Below are 16,701 nucleotides of genomic sequence, written 5' to 3' on the forward strand. Positions count from 1 at the left end.
CCAGAGGCCACAGGGACGTGGCCAGCGCATGGACGCGCATCCAAGCCTAAAGCAGCCGCCGGGCCACCTTCGGCGGCCACGGCGAAGGTGGCGACCTCCCCAGCCCGGCCCTGCCGGGCTTTTTCATAGCCAAAACATAAATCATCCTACATATGACCTTCTTAATGGAACGCATACACTCACATACAGGGTACGCATACACAAATAGAAAAAGGACGTATGCGTACCTTTTAATAAGAACGCATGCGTACCATTAAAAAAAACGCATACATCACTTGACACCCTGCGTGCTTCAGCTAGAATATGAATCATGAAATCGTAATTCATAATTATGAATTCTTAATTTACACTCTTGGCGGAGCGTCTTAGATGATTTTAATCGTTGGGTGCAACAAAGGCGGGGCAAGCAAAACCACTACCGCTACAAACGTTGCTGTAGCCCTCGCAAAAGCTGGTAGCGAGGTTTGCTTGGTAGATGCAGACCCACAGCGCACCTCGGCAAAATGGCATGCTGAGCGCGAAGCAGGAGACAAAAAACCTTCGATCACTCTTATCGAAAAAAGAGACAACATCGCATCAACCTTGCGAAGCCTTGACGAAAAATATGAATACGTCATCGTCGATGTTGCTGGCAGAAACAGTCGCGAGCTGATCACCGGAGCGACCGTTGCACACAAAATCTTAGCCCCGCATCAATGCAGTCAGTTCGATCTGGACACGTTGGAAGAATTGCAGGAGCAGGTGGTCAAGATCCGCGATCTTAACCCCGACCTCGTCGTGCTGATCTATCACGCAATGGCGTCAACAAATGCGAGCGTCAAAGCTAAAGAGAGGTCGGAATTCCTAGGCTATTTGAAGGAATTCCCAGAGTTCCAGGTGCTCGATGCCGTGGGCTTTTACAGAAAGGCATATAAGGACGCTGCCGCAGAGGGGCTGTCTGTAATCGAGGTCGGCAATCAAGCCGCCGCTGATGAAGTCTATGCACTGGTAGGGGAGGTGTTTGGTCATGGTGAAGCCTAAGAGCCAATCGGCGGCAGGACGCGCTCAGGCGACCCCACAGCAGGTCGACAAGCAAGCTGCCCAATTGGCAGACGCGTTAGCCGAAAAAGATTACGGCAGGAAAAAAGAAAAGCCGAACGAATATAAAATTGATTCTGAGGCCGATAAAAAATCGCAGGCTATTGGCATTAGTTTGCCACCGAGCATGATTGAAAAGCTTCAAGATGCCGCTATTAAAAACAAGCGTGGTGGAGAAGGGCCGAAGACTGTAAGCGGTATCATTCGGGAGATACTAGAGAAAGAAGGCTACTGATATGAATTCATAAATCTGAATTCATAATTATGAATAATGAAAGGGGCATCATGCCCCTTTTTTTGTGCCTACATATTACTCCGATTTTGGTCTAGGCAGCCCTGCTTTTCTCAGTGCTGCCCGCATATCATCGAGAGCAGACCATATTTCAGCAACACGCTCGGGCTTCATAGCCGCAACCTTATCCAATGATTTAAGGCCTTCCATGGCGTCTCTGAGCTTCGATGGCAGCGTATCCAGGGCGAAGCCCTGCATCATCACGGTACTCGCTTCACGACGTTCCTTTATGTATGCCTCAAGCTTCTGTAGCTCGTCCGCATCGAGCAGCGACTTTACATCCTCTGGCACGCTTGCATCGTATTTGCTCAAGCTCCCAATCATTACATCCCTGCCACGCTTCAACTCTGGGACGTATTCAGTACGAAGCAATTGCAGCCTTTGGCCTTTCGCTTTGATACGCATATGCGGTCTCCTTTGACTTATGCATATGTACCATTTTAATAAAAGCATGCGTACCTTGTCAACATTTGTATGCGTTGTTTTTTTAGGTACGCATGCGTACCTAACATGATTATGTATGCGTATCCTTATAATGAACGCACTCTGTGAAGGCGGCTGAAAGTCAGGGGGCAAAGCCCGCTGGCTTGCAGGTGCCCGCTGCCGCAGGCGACTTTGCTTTGCTTTAGGCCATTGCCCTGCAGGGGGATCGTGCGGAGCGAAGCGAGCATTTGCAGCCGCACGGCTGCGGCTAGGAAGGGAGGTGATGGCTAAGTGCCCGCGAGAGTTCGCATAACGAAATTTATGGTAAATCTGACTTTATTTTATGGCCTAACGCCACCTCACGAATTACCCTTGCAAGTTTCGCGCATTACTCGGAAAGGAATATCCGCTTTGAAAAAGCTTCTATCCAAGCTGTTCGCTAAGGACACCCTTCTCAAAATTATCTTGGTGCAGGTCATCATCCTGCTATTCATGTTCATCACGAGTGGTCGTATCGAAATTTACCATCGCGGCTCCATTGATTTAGGCTCGCAATATGGCGGCGTAGAGATAAAAATTCAGCAGTAACCTCTAGATGCTGCTTGCGCCATAGCGCAAAAAAAGCGGCTCTGAATACCAGAGCCGCTGCACTGCTGAGCAGTAAGCTGGGCTAGCCAGCGAGACGAGAGGGGGGTATTTCCGCCCCACCCCAGGCGGTGACTGCTACATTGCCGGTGAGATCCGCTCCTGGTGGCACGCGGAACCTGATCGCGAACTCAGTTCATGACGCCTGTACTGCGCAGGGTGGCCAGCTTGGCCAGGATCCGTGCCTTGGCGGTATCCAGCGTGGCGGCATTGGTTTTGCTGGACAGCTTTTCGCGAGGCTTACCGCCGAGGAAATAACTGATGCGTTCCGCATTGGCGCCAGAAGGATGGGGCAGTCCATCCAGCAGCTGCTCCGGCTTCAGCAGGCCTTTAGCTTGCAAGTGCTGAAAGACCTCGGTGACCTTGGGCCCGAGCGGCACGTAGAGACACTGCGGGCCCAGTACCCGAATTTCCTCCGCCAGGTGCGTTTCCACCTGGTGCCGCAGGCTGCTACGACTGAGCATGCTGGGGCTGCCGCTGTAATCCTTGCCGTTTACAAACACCGGGTAGCGCAGTGCCGAAGTGGAGTGCAGCAGGTGCCGATGGGTGTCGAACAAGCGTGCACAGCTGTTGATGCCCAATAGCTTATGGACTCCGACATAATCCAGCATCCTGACCAGGTTGTTTCGCAGGGGGCCGGCAAAACTGCCGGTGTCTTTGGCTGCTTGTTTCGCCTGTTGAACCGAGGTGCCTAGGCGGAGCTGCTGACCAGCTTCTGTCAGGGCGAGACGTGTTTGCTGCAAGCCTGGCGTGATGCCGCACACCACAATCCGAGCCCCCAAATTGATGTGATCAAACGGGGCATAGAAGGTCTGCAGGTCGCCTTCGGATGCCAGTAGAAGCTCTGCTGGCAGAGGGTGCGAAAAGTTGTGGGTGGAGGCGGAAATCAGTTTGCTGAATTGTTCAAGGCTCATGACGATGTCCTTTTTGCGGTGGTGATAGGTTTGAGTTTGGGTATCAATCTGCGCGTGTGGCGATGAACCCCCGGCGCCCTTTCAACCAGCGCAACGCCTCCTGGGCGTCGACCACCGTCTGGCTCTGTTGCTTGCGAGTCTGAAGACGATCCGCCGCCGTAGGCTGGGCGGCATTGCGCACGGCACGCTCAGACATCTGTCCCAGTAGCGCAATTTCCTTTAGCGTCAGGTAGCCCGTCACAGGCTGATTAAAGAAAGGCGGCACCGAATCCTCGTCAAATCCATCGACGGCCGAGAAGTCCAGCAGGGCCCGTATCTGCGCATGAAACAGGAGCTGCTCAAGCTTCACCGGTACCCCAATTGCACGACCTCTGACGGTGAGCGAAAACTCTTCGATGCCAGGACGTGCGGACAACACCAAAATGGCTAGGCAGACCCAGTCATCATTCATGTGCTCCTGTTCCTGCTCATCCTTGGCAAGCCTGATACGTCCGTTGACGGCGTAGTCATAGCAGTCCTTGGCAATCGCACGAATACGACTTTCTCCCTGAAAAATCCGATCCAGTTGGTCAACCTGGTTTTCATCAAAATCGCTGTGGAACGCCGTCAGTGAAGCGGCCATCCAGCCCAGATAGGCGTCGTGTGCTTCCTCCAGGATCTCGTCCAGGCCGAGCTTTTTCTCGGGGGAAATAAAGTTTTTCTCAAATCGATTACGCCAGGATGTGCTCATCGTATCTGCCCTCAGTTGGTATGGGCCCAAACTACCGAACAAATATGATACTTTCAATGATTATTTTATGATATTTCATATGATTATTTTTGACGATACTGCGGCTCCTTGGGAGCGCGCTCTCCGACTCTTCCTATATGTGATAATGTCCTTTATCACATATAGGAAGGGACACCTCGATGAGGCTCGAAAAAGACCTGGTGCGCGAAATCCTGCTCGCGGTCGAAGCTCATGAAAAGCCTCCCCTTGGCTGGATGGTACTGAAACTCGAAGATCGAGATCCGGGCCTGGTGTCGTATCACGTCATGCTTTTAGCCGAGGCAGGTTTGTTGGCCGGGATCAGTCTGGGCGGGATGAACCACTTCGAATGGCAGCCCATGCGGCTCACCTATAGAGGTCACGAGTTTCTTGATACCGTTCGCGACGGCGAGGTCTGGCGTCGTACCAAGGCGGGTGCTGAGAAAGCGGGGGTGGCGGGCCTCGACATGCTCTTGGACTTAGGCAAGGCTATTAGCAAGCAGATGCTCAAGGAGAAGTTGGGGATCGAGCTGCCATGAGCGGAATTGTCCTAACGGGCTCGATCACGGCGCAGGTTCCGGCTCTGATCAGCCAGGCCGGCGAGCGCGCGGGAGTGCGCTTCCTGGAGTTTTTCACGGCCAATATCCGCAACCTCAACACACGGCGCGCCTATGCTCGCGCAGCAAACGAGTTTTTGACCTGGTGCAGCACCGTGGGGGTAGCCTCGATCACGGCAGTGAGCCCTCTGCATGTGGCGACCTGGATCGAGCTGCAGCAGCAAAGACTGGCAGCCCCCTCGGTGAAGCAACGGCTGGCCGCGATCCGGCACCTGTTCGACTGGCTTGTAGTCGGGCAGGTGGTACCGCATAACCCGGCGGCGTCGGTGCGCGGGCCCAGTCATGCGGCCCGCACCGGCAAGACGCCGGTGCTCGAGCCGTCCGAAGCTCGGCAGTTGCTAGACAGCATCGATGACAGCACACCGGCAGGTTTGCGTGATCGGGCGTTAATTGCGCTGATGGTGTTTTCGTTTGCCCGCATTGGCGCGGCGTTGAGCATGAAGGTCGAGGACGTCTATACGCAAAATCGGCGGCTATGGGTACGGCTACGGGAGAAAGGTGGCAAGCAACATGCCATGCCCTGTCATCATTCGCTGGAGGCGTACTTGCAGGCGTACCTCGTAGAGACCGGTTTAGACAACGATCCAAAGGGGCCGCTGTTTCGCACGTTGGGGCGGGGTACCGGGCAGCTGAGCCCGAATGCACTACCACAGGCCAACGCGCATGCGATGGTGCGTCGGCGGGCCCTGGCAGTAGGGATCAAGACGCCGATTGGCAACCACTCGTTCCGGGCCACGGGGATCACAGCGTACCTAAAGAATGGTGGTACGTTGGAGAATGCGGCAGCGATGGCTAATCATGCGTCGACCCGTACCACTCAATTGTATGATCGGCGTCGGGACGAGATCACATTGGATGAAATCGAGCGAGTACGGTTTTGATCCATATCATAAGCTCATTCGGTGATGTTTTTGGATAGCAGGAAATAGTTGTAATCCACCAACGCCTAATGTAGACTATAAGTATCAATATCTAGGTTTATACAATGAAATCAATAAGTCTTTTTGCATGTGGCGGAATAGGTGACCTAGGATTACGCCACGCGGGTTTTGATGTACTTGTTGCGAATGAATTAATTCCCGAACGTGCTGAAGTATTCAAGTATAATTTTCCAGAATCTCATATGATCATTGGAGACATTTGGGAAAAACAGGATGAAATACTAAGTGAAACCAAAAGATTATTAGGATCTGATCGTCTTGATTTGGTCTTTGCAACGCCCCCCTGCCAGGGAATGTCAAAGAACGGTCGTGGTAAATTATTAAATTTGTCACGAGCAGGCTTAAGGCCTGAGGTCGATCCTCGAAACCTCCTGGTGTTGCCAACCATTGCGATTTTCAAAAAAAGTGAAGCACACACGTTAGTTATGGAAAATGTGCCAGAAATGGAAAACACATTTATTCCAGATCCTGAAAACGGAAATGACTTAATAAATATTATTGACCTTATTGGCAGATCCTTAGGGCCTGAATTTACGCATTCTGTAAATGTTGTAGAGTTTGCTGATTATGGGGTGCCTCAAAGTAGACAGCGACTCATATCAATTTTCACTAAAAACCAAAATTTAAAAGCGCACTTCGACATACACGGGACATTACTCCCCCCCACAACCCATAACAAGCTGGGCATTAATAAGGCTAAGTGGGTCACTGTGCGCGATGCCATATATGATACTCCGCCACTTGACGCTTCTTCAGCAAAAAACGCAGAACACAAAGAGATTCCATACCACAGGGTGCCACTACTGGATGAAGAAAAATACTTGTGGGTTAGTAATACAGCCACAGAGAAAAGTGCTTTTGATAATCAGTGCATAAACCCTGCTTGTCGGTATGACGCTAATCCTTCTCATAAAGCTTCGAGAAACCTGGAGGGGATTAACCGATCCAGTACAGAAACGCCTATTTACTGTTTAAAATGTTCTTCGTTACTTCCTCGTCCCTGGGTAAAAAAAGAAGGTCAATACCGATTAATGAAAGGTTTCACCAGTGCTTACAAGCGCATGAGCTGGAATTCACCAGCTAGCACCTTGACCCGAAACTTGTCGTATGCCTGCAGCGATAATAAATTGCACCCTGAGCAAAATAGAGTTTTGTCTTTGTATGAAGCAATGAAGCTGCATACTATTGCAGACTATTCATTTGACTGGCGCCGGGCAGATGGAAAAAAAGTCAGTGATAAACTTATAAGAGAACTTATTGGCGAAAGCATTCCACCTAAAGGCTTAGAGCAAATATTCGCCTTTATTGCCTCTGTTGCTGATAATAAAAACAATATAGATCGTAAAAATACCTTTCAGAAACAAGCTCTTACCAGCAATCATCAGCAAGAGCTGTTTGTTTAGCATTATATGAGGTGACCACGGTTATAACGATTTATATAATCTATGTATCTGCGGTCATCTTCAACTGCAATCCAATTCCGATACATCTTTCCAATTCCCTCTCTTTTCATGATGGAAACGCTTGTAGTTCTTCCACCACCTTCTTTTGGTTGAACAATTGCACCCCAATCTTCAGGGCTTAGGTCTGAACCAAAAAATACTGCTACAATTTTTGGTACACCATTAAAAAAGTCCCACAAGATACCAACTAAATTGTTAGTTTCCCTATGATGTGCTTTCCAGGTGTAACCTGTCATGAGGCTTATTCGAGTGTCGCCTATATGCGGCTTAGTCATATTTAACTTGGCACATTTAGCCGGCGTAGGAACATCACCACATGTTGCTTTTATTTCTAAACCGCCGTTGGCAAACGGGCTAAATGGGAATTTATCCCTTAAGCCGTTTTTTAATCGGATATCCTCATATAAATTTAAGCCATGGGCATCCATCAACAATAGGTCAGGGTATCCATCTTGGTGAGGATTTCCGACATATCGATTTTCAGATTCTTTTACCAAACTTTTTGCAAACAGCTCGCCGATGAAAGCGGATAAGTTCCTCATGCCCAGAATCGAGAACACGTCCACTGGAATATCGTTTAATGATTCAATTACTAATTGCACATCAGCTAAGGCTCGCTCAAAAATCTCCGTGCCTATTGTTTCAACTTGCCCAGAAGCCGTTATAAAGCTAGTGTTTGCCTTGCTATTTATCAGATATGTCATCAACTGCTTCCTGCAAAACGTATTCAAAAAACGCTTTTTTATCTACTTCAAGCGCTGTAATTATTTTGTCTAACGAGTCCAACGTGATATTTCTTCTAGCCCTTTCTATTCCTGATATGTACGTCCTATCTAATCCTGCTTTTTCAGCAAGTTTTTCCTGACTCAGTTTATTAATAATCCTGAAATGTTTAATTGTTTTTGAAGTTCGCAATACGAGACTGTCGGTCATTACTAGCTAACTCAATATTTAATTTATTATCCCGCAATTGCCGACTATAAGTACACGGACTATAAGTCACAAAATCCGTTTCGTTGCAAACCTGATTAAATTCAGTATTGTTTTATATCAATGGATTTAAATTAATAACACTTATCTTTTTCATAGCTTTTTTAGTGAATGTAAATAATTAATTATTATCAACTTCATTGGCAATATATTTAATAATGCATATGAGCTATGTATACAAACAAGAATATAACGGAGTTATTGTTAAATCGGCCGTACCGGTTCACAGGTTTCTGTTAACCAGATCTGGTTAAAACGGTTACCAAAAGCAGAATAACGGCTGCCACTTCCATATGTTTTGGTTAGCGTGCGCATCGTCCAACACGAACAGGCCGGAGAGCCGAACATGCACGCGCAGCAACAGGAAGTCACTGTAATGCCAACCATCCCAAAACGTCATATCGACATGAGCCCTGAAGACCGTCTTGCGTATCTCGCTGACGACTTGCATGAGTACAGCCCATGCCCGTACTCAAGGGATGTTTTGTTGACCTGGCTTTCTGCCCAGCTGGCTAGCGGCGCGCACGCAGGGCCAGATGCTGGCCGCACTCTCGATATTGCTTACGAGGACTGGATTAACCCAAATGAATACACAAACGATTGATGCTGACCACGTTGCAAAGCTCTGGGAAACCGGAGCTTTGCGCGACCTTCGCGCCGTGCGTCAGGAGGGCGGCAAGTGGGCTTTGCAAGGCCGAATAGGGACGCACTGGCTTTCAGTCCGCAGCCGTCGACAAGATGTAAGGCTCTGGGCCTCGCTGGACACGCTGGAACGCTTTTGCAGCACGACCGGCGCCAAGCAACTGACCGTCGAACTTTAAACGCAGACAAACCGAAAAGGGCATCAAAAGATGTTTGATGATGATGGGCAATATGAGCCGATGGATGACCTGGGCTCATGCAGGACATGTGGTGAGGATACCCGTTCGCCAAGCGTGAGGATTTGTAGCCGGTGCGAGCTGCAGGACATGATCGACAACGATGACAGCATGCCGCACAACTTCAGCGTGCGCTAAGCCCTTCAGTAATTTTGGCCCCGCATTTTCGGGGCCGTACCCTCTCAAAAATAGGTTATCTAGCCATAGCTCACGACTTTTCCTGCACATCCAGCATCGATCAGACCAAGTTTTTTTTCGGGTATGCCAACGGTGTGGTTTATGACGCATTTGGTGCTCGAGCATTTGACGCCGGGTCATCCGGTAACGGCCAAAGCAAGCCTGTGACTGCGGACGAAATCCGAGAAGCTATCGAATTTTTGAAAGCCGACAGCAGATCCACCAGCTCCGTGATTAAGCTGGCTGTAGAGCTTGAAGACATGTTGTTCAATCACGAACCGAGCATGACCTACAGGGTAAATTTTTCCTGATTTCTGGGCAAACTGGCCCACCGTTTAGAGTCCAAGCATGAATTTTGATTTGAGCGATATCGGTACCGAGTGCTTCACCACCTGGCACCACGTTTTTCAATATGCACAACAGGAAAACACCCTGCGATTGCATGACGCGCTGGCCTCGTTTCCCAGCCAATTAGGTTCGGTTATCGTCGATGACGATCATCAAAAATTCGAGCTGACCACCATGGATGGTGTGGAGTGGCTGACAGACGGGTACGACCGAATCAAAGTCATCGGGAAGACACAGCAGCCGGACGGCCTGTATCACTTCGGGAGGCGCCATTGTCTGTGCCCTGATGGCACGCTGATGTACTTCGACTGATCGACGGCCACGTCATAAGGCAGGAGCTACGGTTGTGCTTGTGCTCGATCAGCACTCTGAATCGGCATCATCAGGGGTCACGGAAAGCCCCGAAAAATCACGCTCATTCATCAAATTTGATTGACACAAGTGTTAGGTTGTTTATGCTTGTAAACGAGGACTGCAACTGCGCATTCGTCGAGCTTGGACACCAGTGATACGTCCCCTCGCATTTTTGGCAGCAGAGAAAGCTGGTTTCTCTGAAGTAGTGACGACGGGCATAGCCGGTCGGATTCTGAACCCACGGCCAGTGATGGCCAGGAGCTAAAGGATCGCTGCGACTACTCCTCTAGAACACTGAAAAGGCGCCCATTTGGGCGCCTTTTTCATTTCTGCGTTGGTTCTGGCTCGACAGTCACCGGGACAGATTTAGGCGGTCGCGAAACCTGCCCTACCAACGTGCCATGGGCCCGGCGCTGGGGATACCACGTCACAACGTAGTATCCGAAACCCGTCCGCTCATGACGTGGCTCAAGGATCAGCGTTCCCGTTGCCGTTCTGAGCACTGCAATGCGATTGCCACCGCGTTGCTCTTTGAATTCACAGTAAATCTGCGCTCCTGGGACAATCATTTTTGCGATGTGCGCGGCTACACCATCGATGGTTGTGCAGCCATGCTTGAGCAGATCTGCTTGATGGGCTTCCCATACGTGAATCACGCCAAAACCACTGTTTGCACGCCGGTGAACACCCACACGCAGATAGATCTCCCCGCCGGGAAGGTAGAATTTTGGCATGTCTGGAATCGTGCCGAAGCTAAAACCCCCGTCAGGGTAAGCCACAAGCACGTTTTCTTTGAGTTTGAGCAGTTCTGACAAGAACGAATCCAGAGCCGGAGCAGGCCGGGGCAGTAGTAAGGGACTGATGGCCCGCATTGTGACAGACAGCACCCGGTCAGCGGAATGACCTCAAAAAGCAGGCTCTAAGAAGGCCACTGCAAGGCCCTACAAGCGCGTATAGAACACGCCACAAGCCACCCGCTAGGGTAGTTTGGGTGGCAGCTGAAAATCGCCGCTATGCGCACCTGATGGCCTCTGGCGAGGTACCAAAGTGTAAAGGTGTGGCCCACCCATGCTCGCGAGCTAGAGCTATCTGCGTGGCATTCGCAGTGAGCTACTGAGGCCTATTTCTATTTTTCTTTCTGTATACCTACGCGTGCATGTGTACGTACGCAGGTGTGTATGTGTGTGCATGTACGTGTGTGTGCGCATACATGCATGTGTGTATGCGCACCTACGCATGGGTGGGGGGCCCTGTCTGACTATGGCTTCGTCACTTTACAGATTTTAGGTATACGTAAACGGTCGGTCGACTGATTTTCAACCTGCGTGCAATCTCAGCAACAGACACCCCTTCTGCGCGCAGCTGGATAGCTTGGGCTGGCTTGGTATCGTCTGCTTTCTTGCAAGCCCTGACGGCTTTCATCTTTGCCGCTACAGTCGTGCCTTCCTTGTCCGCCTGCTCTGCTTGCACTCGTGCGCTGATGCGTCCACCACGTGCTCCACGGAATGCCTGGAGTTCGCTGAAAGCTTCGTTGCTCAACGTGCCGGTGTAGTGTGTCCACGTCCATTTAGCGACACTCGTGACGATGTGCCTGACTTCGTTTGCCGGCAGTGCAGGCACTGAGTCGTTGTAGTCATCTGCACGTGCCGAAAGGTAGCGCTTCCATGTCATGTAATCAGCGTCAGACTTGTACATCATGACGTGCTGGTACGCATGGAACCGAAGACGATCAAAAACGGTGACATTGCGTCCAGCAGCACCGGCATTCTTGAGTTCTTCTCGCTGAGACGACTTGTCTGGCACGAACAGATCGAGGCCGTCTTCAAGCTCGTGAAGGGTGTACGGTTCTGATCGCAGATCGACCCGACGCCAGTCCGGATGGACTGGGTTCTTTGCGATCATGTTCGCGTATTGGGGATCACCGCCCAACGCAAAAATCAGCGCTGCCTCGATGGCAGCGACGTAGCGCATGGCTTTGATTGACGTGTGATCGCCCTTAGCAACAGCCCGCGAAAGGGCATAGTACGCATGCGCACGGCCACTTTCGGGATTAACCGCAAGGAAATTCGGTAGGGGCACCATTCCGTCAAAGATTGCTTTCATCTGGCGAGAGATAGGGTCAGAAATGACCGGCTCGTCAATGTCGATGACAATCCAGAAAATCGCGTTTGGCGGGTTGACCTGGATATGACGATAAGCCAAAGCCACGGCCAATTTCTGGATCTCCAGAGGGCCGGGAAGCACGTTAGCGCAGCGGGGACGGTAAGGCAGCCGAGGGGCCGCGAAAAGTTCTAGCTGATCCACTGGCGCCGCCCTGTCAGCATCTCTGCTGAATGGCGGCGGCCACGGGTTGAACAAGCGCTGAATATGCGCATATACTGACTCCAGATCTGAAGAGATTCAGTACGTCTCCGGGCCGCCAAGCTGGTACGTACTGGATCTCAGGTCTATTTTTTTGTTTGTCCTCAAGGCCCCGCTAACGCGGGGCTTTGTGTTTCTGGTGTTCCACGACTCCGAATCTCGATTGCCTGCCCTCGTCATAAGGGGCTCTGGCTTAGCAATCATTGAGTTATAGCAAATTCTTCAATTCCTACGCTAGCCGATTCTGCCGCTGGCTAGTCATCACCTTTCCAATTTCCCAGCAATTCCAAGCCTTTTGGAACGAAAAAATTTAGCGTCCACCCGGTCTAGGGCCTGCGCGGTCGTCTTCTTCGTTGCGGCCACGCTTCCAGCTAGGCACCCGAGGCCGGTCTCGATCATGCCCGGCTTTATCGTCCTCGATCTGTTGCCGCTGATGCTGTTGCGTGCTCGATGCCGTCTGAGCCGCCACTGCCTGCTGTATGAGCTCCTGTCGCCGCTGCTCGAGCAAATATGCGCGCTCCTGTGCGAGATCTGATGCTTTCGCAGCACCGTGGCTCAGTGCTTTGCAATCAAACGCACGCCCAGGGCGATCAACATCGATGCCGGTCTGTATTCCGAGTATCGCTTTAAAGATCGTGCCCACCCTGTCTACTAATAACTTGTCTGCCTCTGGCGATGCGAAAGCCGATCCCCAGAGTTTCTTAGATGCGGCCATAGCCCGTTGAGCTTCTGCCTGCGCGTACTGTTTAAACTGCTGGAGAAAAAACCGGATCACGGGATCATCTGTTTTTGCAATAGCAATATCAGAAATATCTACGCCAGATTCAATACCCGCCGCCGCATCTTTGTAGTCCGCTATAGCACTACTATTGCTATTAACAAAATCAGTAACAGCAGATTTGATATCAGGGATATCCTCAGATGCTTTTTCGAGCTCATCAATAGCGTCTGTGTATTCGCTAAACTCTGGGTCAAATTCTTTACTGCGGCCTTGGTCTCGATCAGCATCAACTTCTGTTTTTCCATGACGGCTTTCGACTCTTTCCGTTCGTTCTTCCATGACTCTCTTGAATTCTTGTCCAGTAAGTTCCTCTGACGGTCTTTGTCCTGCATGTAACTCTCTTTTGCTGATTGCATCTGCTCCAAATTGATTCTTGTCATATATTCCACCTTTAAAGCGCATGGCTTTTTGATCGTCACCAAACTTTACTGATATGTAATCGGCGCTACTCCTTGTAATAGTTCCACCTGCCTGCTTGAGATACTTCTCAATATCTTCGCGGCAATTTATATGGCCACTAATAACAAGATCAGAGACAAATTTATGCACGTCTCGTTTACTTGTCGCCTCTTTATCAAAGGAACTGATATTTATATCTCTTGCCACCAATAAATCACGGGGATTTTGCAACCCAAATTTATTACAGGCATGATCTATATATGCGTCATTTTGTTCGCGAAACTTTTGATTATTACCCTTACCGCGTTTACCATCATAATTAGGCTCAAACGGATTCCAATATTTACCACTTTCTAAGTTTACACGCGGAATTGTGTAATGGATCTCTAGCCTGCCGGTGTGTGTGTGCTGGACAGCTAACATATTTCGGCAATCGTCAGGAATACCGGCAAATGCAAAACCCTTGAAGTCCTGCAGTATTTCATCTTTCAAGCCCGGCGTAGAATTAATCAATGTGGTTTCTTCTGGACTGAAACTCAAAACTCCCGACGTATACTTATTTTTAAACGTCAGGCCATCGCAGGCTTGTACAAATGATTTTGGATCACCCTCCAGGACGACTGGCGCAGGATCGCGTTCCTTCCATTCGTTGGATTCTTTGTCGTAATAGCTGCCACCCGTTAAGTAGTCCACGGCCTTTTGTGCGCCAGTTGTTTGCATTGCTAGACCATTAATCATGATTGCGAGGTCTCCCGCGTTTTGGCTGCAAGCTGTTTGCCTTTTTTGTTATAAGCCGCACGTCCTCCCGAATTTCGTTGAGCCGCATCAATATCAAGTCTGAGCTTGCATTTTGCTTATATATGTTTGCGTGCCTCGCAATCATGTTGATATTTGAATTTAGCCGCCCATACCACCCGTTAAACTCTCTCAGGGCTGGTTTGAGGTCGTTCTTAGATTCAACCACTTCTCTGTTCTCGATCATGGCTACAACGAGCTCTGCGAGCCCCATGCCGGCTTTGGCTGCCTTGACCTTGAGCAACGCATGCTGCTTTTTAGAGAGTTTTGCTTGTAAATGGATTACTCGTTCCATTGTCCTGCTCCTGTGTTTTTTTGTTTTGCCTTTAGGGGTATGGGGGAACCCCATTGGGTCTGGGCAAAGCCCAGCAAGGTCTCAACATGTGAAACATGTTGAGGAGGAGCCTTGTTTGCTCTTATTCCACGCCTTCCAATCGCACACTTGCAAGTTTTATTTTTCGTGACTCACATATATAGTGTCTAAAAACAAGAACGAGGACAGACAATTATGAGAGCGCCAAAAATCACTGTTTCCTTGATTTTATTGGTACTTTCGCAATTTTCATTTGCTGACATGCTGGTGAGTGATGAAGCCTCGTTCAAGCAAAAATATTTTGATAATTTCAACAGAACGGTCGAATCAGCAAAAAATATGGTCGTTAATGCCGCCCAGCTAAAAGCCATTGGTGATACAGCGCAAATGGGTGTAGATGCCATAAACAATGGATTCGCAAACACAACGGCACGACTGGACAAAGGAAAAGAAGAGCGTCAAAACCTAGAGCATTTAGAACGTGTCCAGCCAGCCAAGGACGCTTGCGATACTTTGGCTGTATCTGTTGGACTCAATGATGCTGAATGCGCCGAAGCCGATCAGATAGACAGAAAGGCCACAGAACGTGCTGCGAGGTATTCGGCGGCTACCGGCGGTGGCATGATGAACAAAGGCGAAGAAGTCAGCGTGCAAGACATAAATAGCGTTAATACAAAAATAGCCGCTGAGATAATCGACAAGTGCGCAAAGCTTGATGGCAAGTGCCAAGATCCAAAACTATGGCTTACCAGTTCTGCATTGACTGCTGATGAATACAGAGCTTTACAGCTTCAAAATGATCTAGCCGCAGGTTCACAGATAGCAGTTCCCCACGTCACAAGCTTACTACCGGGATCGCCAGAGTACGCACATGCTGTAGTCGAAGACGTACGCATAGAGAACGCACGAGAACAAGCAAGATCAAGTCTGGAGGCAATACAGATCGCCCAGCACGGCACCATCACTGGCAGTGGCACTCGCGCTCCTGGGAGGGTCGAGCTTTACGACGATTTCGACGATAAGCACATAGGTAGTAAAGAGTGGATATGCGCTGTCACCAACTCATGTACTGACAACTATGTGCCACCCGCTGAAGCCCAGCGCCGGGCGGCAGAACTAAAAGCTGTGGCTACGTCGCTGGCACTCGATCAGTACAAATCAGATCTTAGACGCGAAGCACTATTGCAAAGTGCTTTGCTCAATGAAGTAAATAAAGCAGCACCAACAATAAGAGAGGTTACACAATGAGCGATTTCAAAAGATTATCACAACAAGACAAAATTACTTTTGCACAAGTACATCAAAAAATTGACCACGATGAACTTGCAGACAAGTTTATTGAAGGAGTGGATAGGTTTGAAAAATTGCCCGGCAGCCGAGAGTTTATTTTGATTTCAAAACCAGAAGTAACCGACCAAGTATGGGATGCCTTAGTTAAATCCAGAATTGGCAAAGTTATTGATTTCGACAATGGCGATTCCGACGATGATTATAAAAAAGGCATGGTCGTAGAAAAGAATTTACTTGAAGCATTTATTCAATTTATTACTATCCTACTTCAAAAGATTTTTGAAGGTTTGTCGGGTGGAAAAGTCAGGGGATCAGGCCATGACGACGACCGCGCACCCGGCAAGGGCCGTAGACCACGCGACGCGGAGAATGGCTATGAGCGCTAACAGCCCCCTTCCCTGCCCTGCAGGGGAGCAGCAGCGATGGAGTACCACCACGCGATTACTTCAGCTGTGATCGCATCTGCCGCGACCATGGCGCATGCCAACGTGCCCATACATCTCAGGTCTGACATGGCGTCTCAATCTGCGAAGGACTACGCAAAAGCTGTGCTTGATCGACATGAGGCTGCGTCGGCCATCGACCAACACATAGTCGCCCTGGGTGATGTGATGAGCCTAGACGGACAGACGCTGCGGCTTGATCCTCGGCAGCTGCTTGCAGTCATTGAAGGTGGTGATTCGACGATTCAAAACATCTTCGATCCAAATGCTGGGCAGTGCTACAGCAACTGCTATCAGAACTGCCACGGCTCTCGAAGCTGGAGATAGTCATCACCAGAGGCCACAGGGACGTGGCCAGCGCATGGACGCGCATCCAAGCCTAAAGCAGCCGCCGGGCCACCTTCGGCGGCCACGGCGAAGGTGGCGACCTCCCCAGCCCGGCCCTGCCGGGC

Annotated in this window: 22 protein-coding genes; 12 read left to right on the forward strand and 10 right to left on the reverse strand. The window is 49.9% G+C overall.

What is annotated here, in order from left to right:
- Nucleotides 1-369 precede the first annotated feature (369 nt).
- On the forward strand, nt 370-1,020 hold the full coding sequence (locus ASF66_RS21700; RefSeq protein WP_056845336.1) for an AAA family ATPase: 651 nt from the start codon (nt 370-372) through the stop codon (nt 1,018-1,020).
- Nucleotides 1,007-1,312, forward strand: coding sequence for a hypothetical protein (locus tag ASF66_RS21705; RefSeq protein WP_056845337.1), 306 nt, complete (start codon nt 1,007-1,009; stop codon nt 1,310-1,312). Before ASF66_RS21700 ends, ASF66_RS21705 begins: the two co-directional genes overlap by 14 nt.
- A gap of 75 nt (nt 1,313-1,387) precedes the next feature.
- On the opposite strand, the gene ASF66_RS21710 is transcribed toward ASF66_RS21705, so the two are convergent.
- Nucleotides 1,388-1,774 carry a hypothetical protein gene (locus ASF66_RS21710; RefSeq protein ID WP_056845338.1) on the reverse strand — a complete coding sequence of 129 codons (387 nt, stop codon included), beginning with the start codon at nt 1,772-1,774 and terminating at the stop codon, nt 1,388-1,390.
- A 429-nt stretch (nt 1,775-2,203) separates the two neighbouring features.
- Here ASF66_RS21710 and ASF66_RS22595 point away from each other — a divergent pair, with 429 nt between their 5' ends.
- Complete coding sequence (locus ASF66_RS22595; protein ID WP_156463249.1) at nt 2,204-2,380, forward strand: hypothetical protein; 177 nt, start codon at nt 2,204-2,206, stop codon at nt 2,378-2,380.
- Between the two features lie 188 nt (nt 2,381-2,568).
- Here ASF66_RS22595 and ASF66_RS21715 read toward each other — a convergent pair whose 3' ends face one another.
- Both ASF66_RS21715 and ASF66_RS21720 read right to left on the reverse strand, forming a co-directional pair.
- Nucleotides 2,569-3,351: a hypothetical protein gene (locus tag ASF66_RS21715; protein WP_056845339.1), complete on the reverse strand. Its 783-nt coding sequence runs from the start codon at nt 3,349-3,351 to the stop codon at nt 2,569-2,571.
- Between the two features lie 43 nt (nt 3,352-3,394).
- Nucleotides 3,395-4,081 carry a hypothetical protein gene (locus tag ASF66_RS21720; RefSeq protein ID WP_056845340.1) on the reverse strand — a complete coding sequence of 229 codons (687 nt, stop codon included), beginning with the start codon at nt 4,079-4,081 and terminating at the stop codon, nt 3,395-3,397.
- A 179-nt stretch (nt 4,082-4,260) separates the two neighbouring features.
- On the opposite strand from ASF66_RS21720, the gene ASF66_RS21725 reads away from it, so the two are divergent.
- From ASF66_RS21725 to ASF66_RS22320, 3 genes are all read left to right on the forward strand, one after another.
- Nucleotides 4,261-4,638 (forward strand): DUF2513 domain-containing protein, encoded by a 378-nt coding sequence (locus ASF66_RS21725; RefSeq protein ID WP_056845341.1) that lies wholly within the window; start codon nt 4,261-4,263, stop codon nt 4,636-4,638.
- A complete protein-coding gene (locus tag ASF66_RS21730) occupies nt 4,635-5,597 on the forward strand; it encodes a tyrosine-type recombinase/integrase (RefSeq protein WP_056845342.1) in 963 nt (320 codons plus the stop codon). Before ASF66_RS21725 ends, ASF66_RS21730 begins: the two co-directional genes overlap by 4 nt.
- Nucleotides 5,598-5,701: 104 nt before the next feature.
- Complete coding sequence (locus tag ASF66_RS22320) at nt 5,702-7,060, forward strand: DNA cytosine methyltransferase (RefSeq protein WP_082484746.1); 1,359 nt, start codon at nt 5,702-5,704, stop codon at nt 7,058-7,060.
- 2 nt (nt 7,061-7,062) lie between these two features.
- On the opposite strand, the gene ASF66_RS22790 is transcribed toward ASF66_RS22320, so the two are convergent.
- Both ASF66_RS22790 and ASF66_RS22330 read right to left on the reverse strand, forming a co-directional pair.
- A complete protein-coding gene (locus ASF66_RS22790) occupies nt 7,063-7,824 on the reverse strand; it encodes a hypothetical protein (RefSeq protein WP_201782781.1) in 762 nt (253 codons plus the stop codon).
- Complete coding sequence (locus ASF66_RS22330; protein WP_082484747.1) at nt 7,805-8,053, reverse strand: helix-turn-helix domain-containing protein; 249 nt, start codon at nt 8,051-8,053, stop codon at nt 7,805-7,807. Before ASF66_RS22330 ends, ASF66_RS22790 begins: the two co-directional genes overlap by 20 nt.
- Nucleotides 8,054-8,456: 403 nt before the next feature.
- On the opposite strand from ASF66_RS22330, the gene ASF66_RS22600 reads away from it, so the two are divergent.
- Both ASF66_RS22600 and ASF66_RS21740 read left to right on the forward strand, forming a co-directional pair.
- Nucleotides 8,457-8,714: a hypothetical protein gene (locus ASF66_RS22600; RefSeq protein WP_156463250.1), complete on the forward strand. Its 258-nt coding sequence runs from the start codon at nt 8,457-8,459 to the stop codon at nt 8,712-8,714.
- On the forward strand, nt 8,695-8,931 hold the full coding sequence (locus ASF66_RS21740) for a hypothetical protein (RefSeq protein ID WP_056845344.1): 237 nt from the start codon (nt 8,695-8,697) through the stop codon (nt 8,929-8,931). The genes ASF66_RS22600 and ASF66_RS21740 overlap by 20 nt, the downstream gene beginning before the upstream one ends.
- A 371-nt stretch (nt 8,932-9,302) precedes the next feature.
- Here the strand turns inward: ASF66_RS21740 and ASF66_RS22605 are convergent, their stop codons facing one another.
- Nucleotides 9,303-9,497, reverse strand: coding sequence for a hypothetical protein (locus ASF66_RS22605; RefSeq protein ID WP_156463251.1), 195 nt, complete (start codon nt 9,495-9,497; stop codon nt 9,303-9,305).
- Between the two features lie 16 nt (nt 9,498-9,513).
- Between ASF66_RS22605 and ASF66_RS21745 the strand changes: the two genes are divergently transcribed.
- Entirely contained in the window at nt 9,514-9,825 is a 312-nt protein-coding gene (locus tag ASF66_RS21745; RefSeq protein ID WP_056845345.1) for a hypothetical protein, read from the forward strand.
- 365 nt (nt 9,826-10,190) lie between these two features.
- Here ASF66_RS21745 and ASF66_RS22335 read toward each other — a convergent pair whose 3' ends face one another.
- The 4 genes from ASF66_RS22335 to ASF66_RS21770 form a co-directional block, all read right to left on the reverse strand.
- The gene (locus tag ASF66_RS22335; protein WP_082484748.1) at nt 10,191-10,682 is read right to left on the reverse strand and encodes a hypothetical protein; all 492 of its coding nucleotides are present in this window, start codon (nt 10,680-10,682) and stop codon (nt 10,191-10,193) included.
- A gap of 454 nt (nt 10,683-11,136) precedes the next feature.
- Nucleotides 11,137-12,075 (reverse strand): replication initiation protein, encoded by a 939-nt coding sequence (locus ASF66_RS21755; RefSeq protein ID WP_236707146.1) that lies wholly within the window; start codon nt 12,073-12,075, stop codon nt 11,137-11,139.
- 463 nt (nt 12,076-12,538) lie between these two features.
- The gene (locus tag ASF66_RS22340; RefSeq protein WP_082484750.1) at nt 12,539-14,146 is read right to left on the reverse strand and encodes a relaxase/mobilization nuclease domain-containing protein; all 1,608 of its coding nucleotides are present in this window, start codon (nt 14,144-14,146) and stop codon (nt 12,539-12,541) included.
- Nucleotides 14,139-14,498 (reverse strand): plasmid mobilization protein, encoded by a 360-nt coding sequence (locus ASF66_RS21770; RefSeq protein ID WP_056845350.1) that lies wholly within the window; start codon nt 14,496-14,498, stop codon nt 14,139-14,141. The genes ASF66_RS22340 and ASF66_RS21770 overlap by 8 nt, the downstream gene beginning before the upstream one ends.
- 213 nt (nt 14,499-14,711) lie before the next feature.
- Here ASF66_RS21770 and ASF66_RS22610 point away from each other — a divergent pair, with 213 nt between their 5' ends.
- Genes ASF66_RS22610 through ASF66_RS21785 form a run of 3 tightly spaced genes read left to right on the forward strand, consistent with a single transcriptional unit; the run spans nt 14,712 to nt 16,576 of the window.
- Nucleotides 14,712-15,764 carry a hypothetical protein gene (locus ASF66_RS22610; RefSeq protein WP_156463252.1) on the forward strand — a complete coding sequence of 351 codons (1,053 nt, stop codon included), beginning with the start codon at nt 14,712-14,714 and terminating at the stop codon, nt 15,762-15,764.
- A complete protein-coding gene (locus ASF66_RS21780) occupies nt 15,761-16,192 on the forward strand; it encodes a hypothetical protein (RefSeq protein WP_056845352.1) in 432 nt (143 codons plus the stop codon). Before ASF66_RS22610 ends, ASF66_RS21780 begins: the two co-directional genes overlap by 4 nt.
- A 36-nt stretch (nt 16,193-16,228) precedes the next feature.
- Entirely contained in the window at nt 16,229-16,576 is a 348-nt protein-coding gene (locus ASF66_RS21785; protein ID WP_056845353.1) for a hypothetical protein, read from the forward strand.
- Nucleotides 16,577-16,701 lie beyond the last annotated feature (125 nt).

The organism is Pseudomonas sp. Leaf129, from assembly GCF_001423465.1.
Classification (GTDB): domain Bacteria; phylum Pseudomonadota; class Gammaproteobacteria; order Pseudomonadales; family Pseudomonadaceae; genus Aquipseudomonas; species Aquipseudomonas coleopterorum.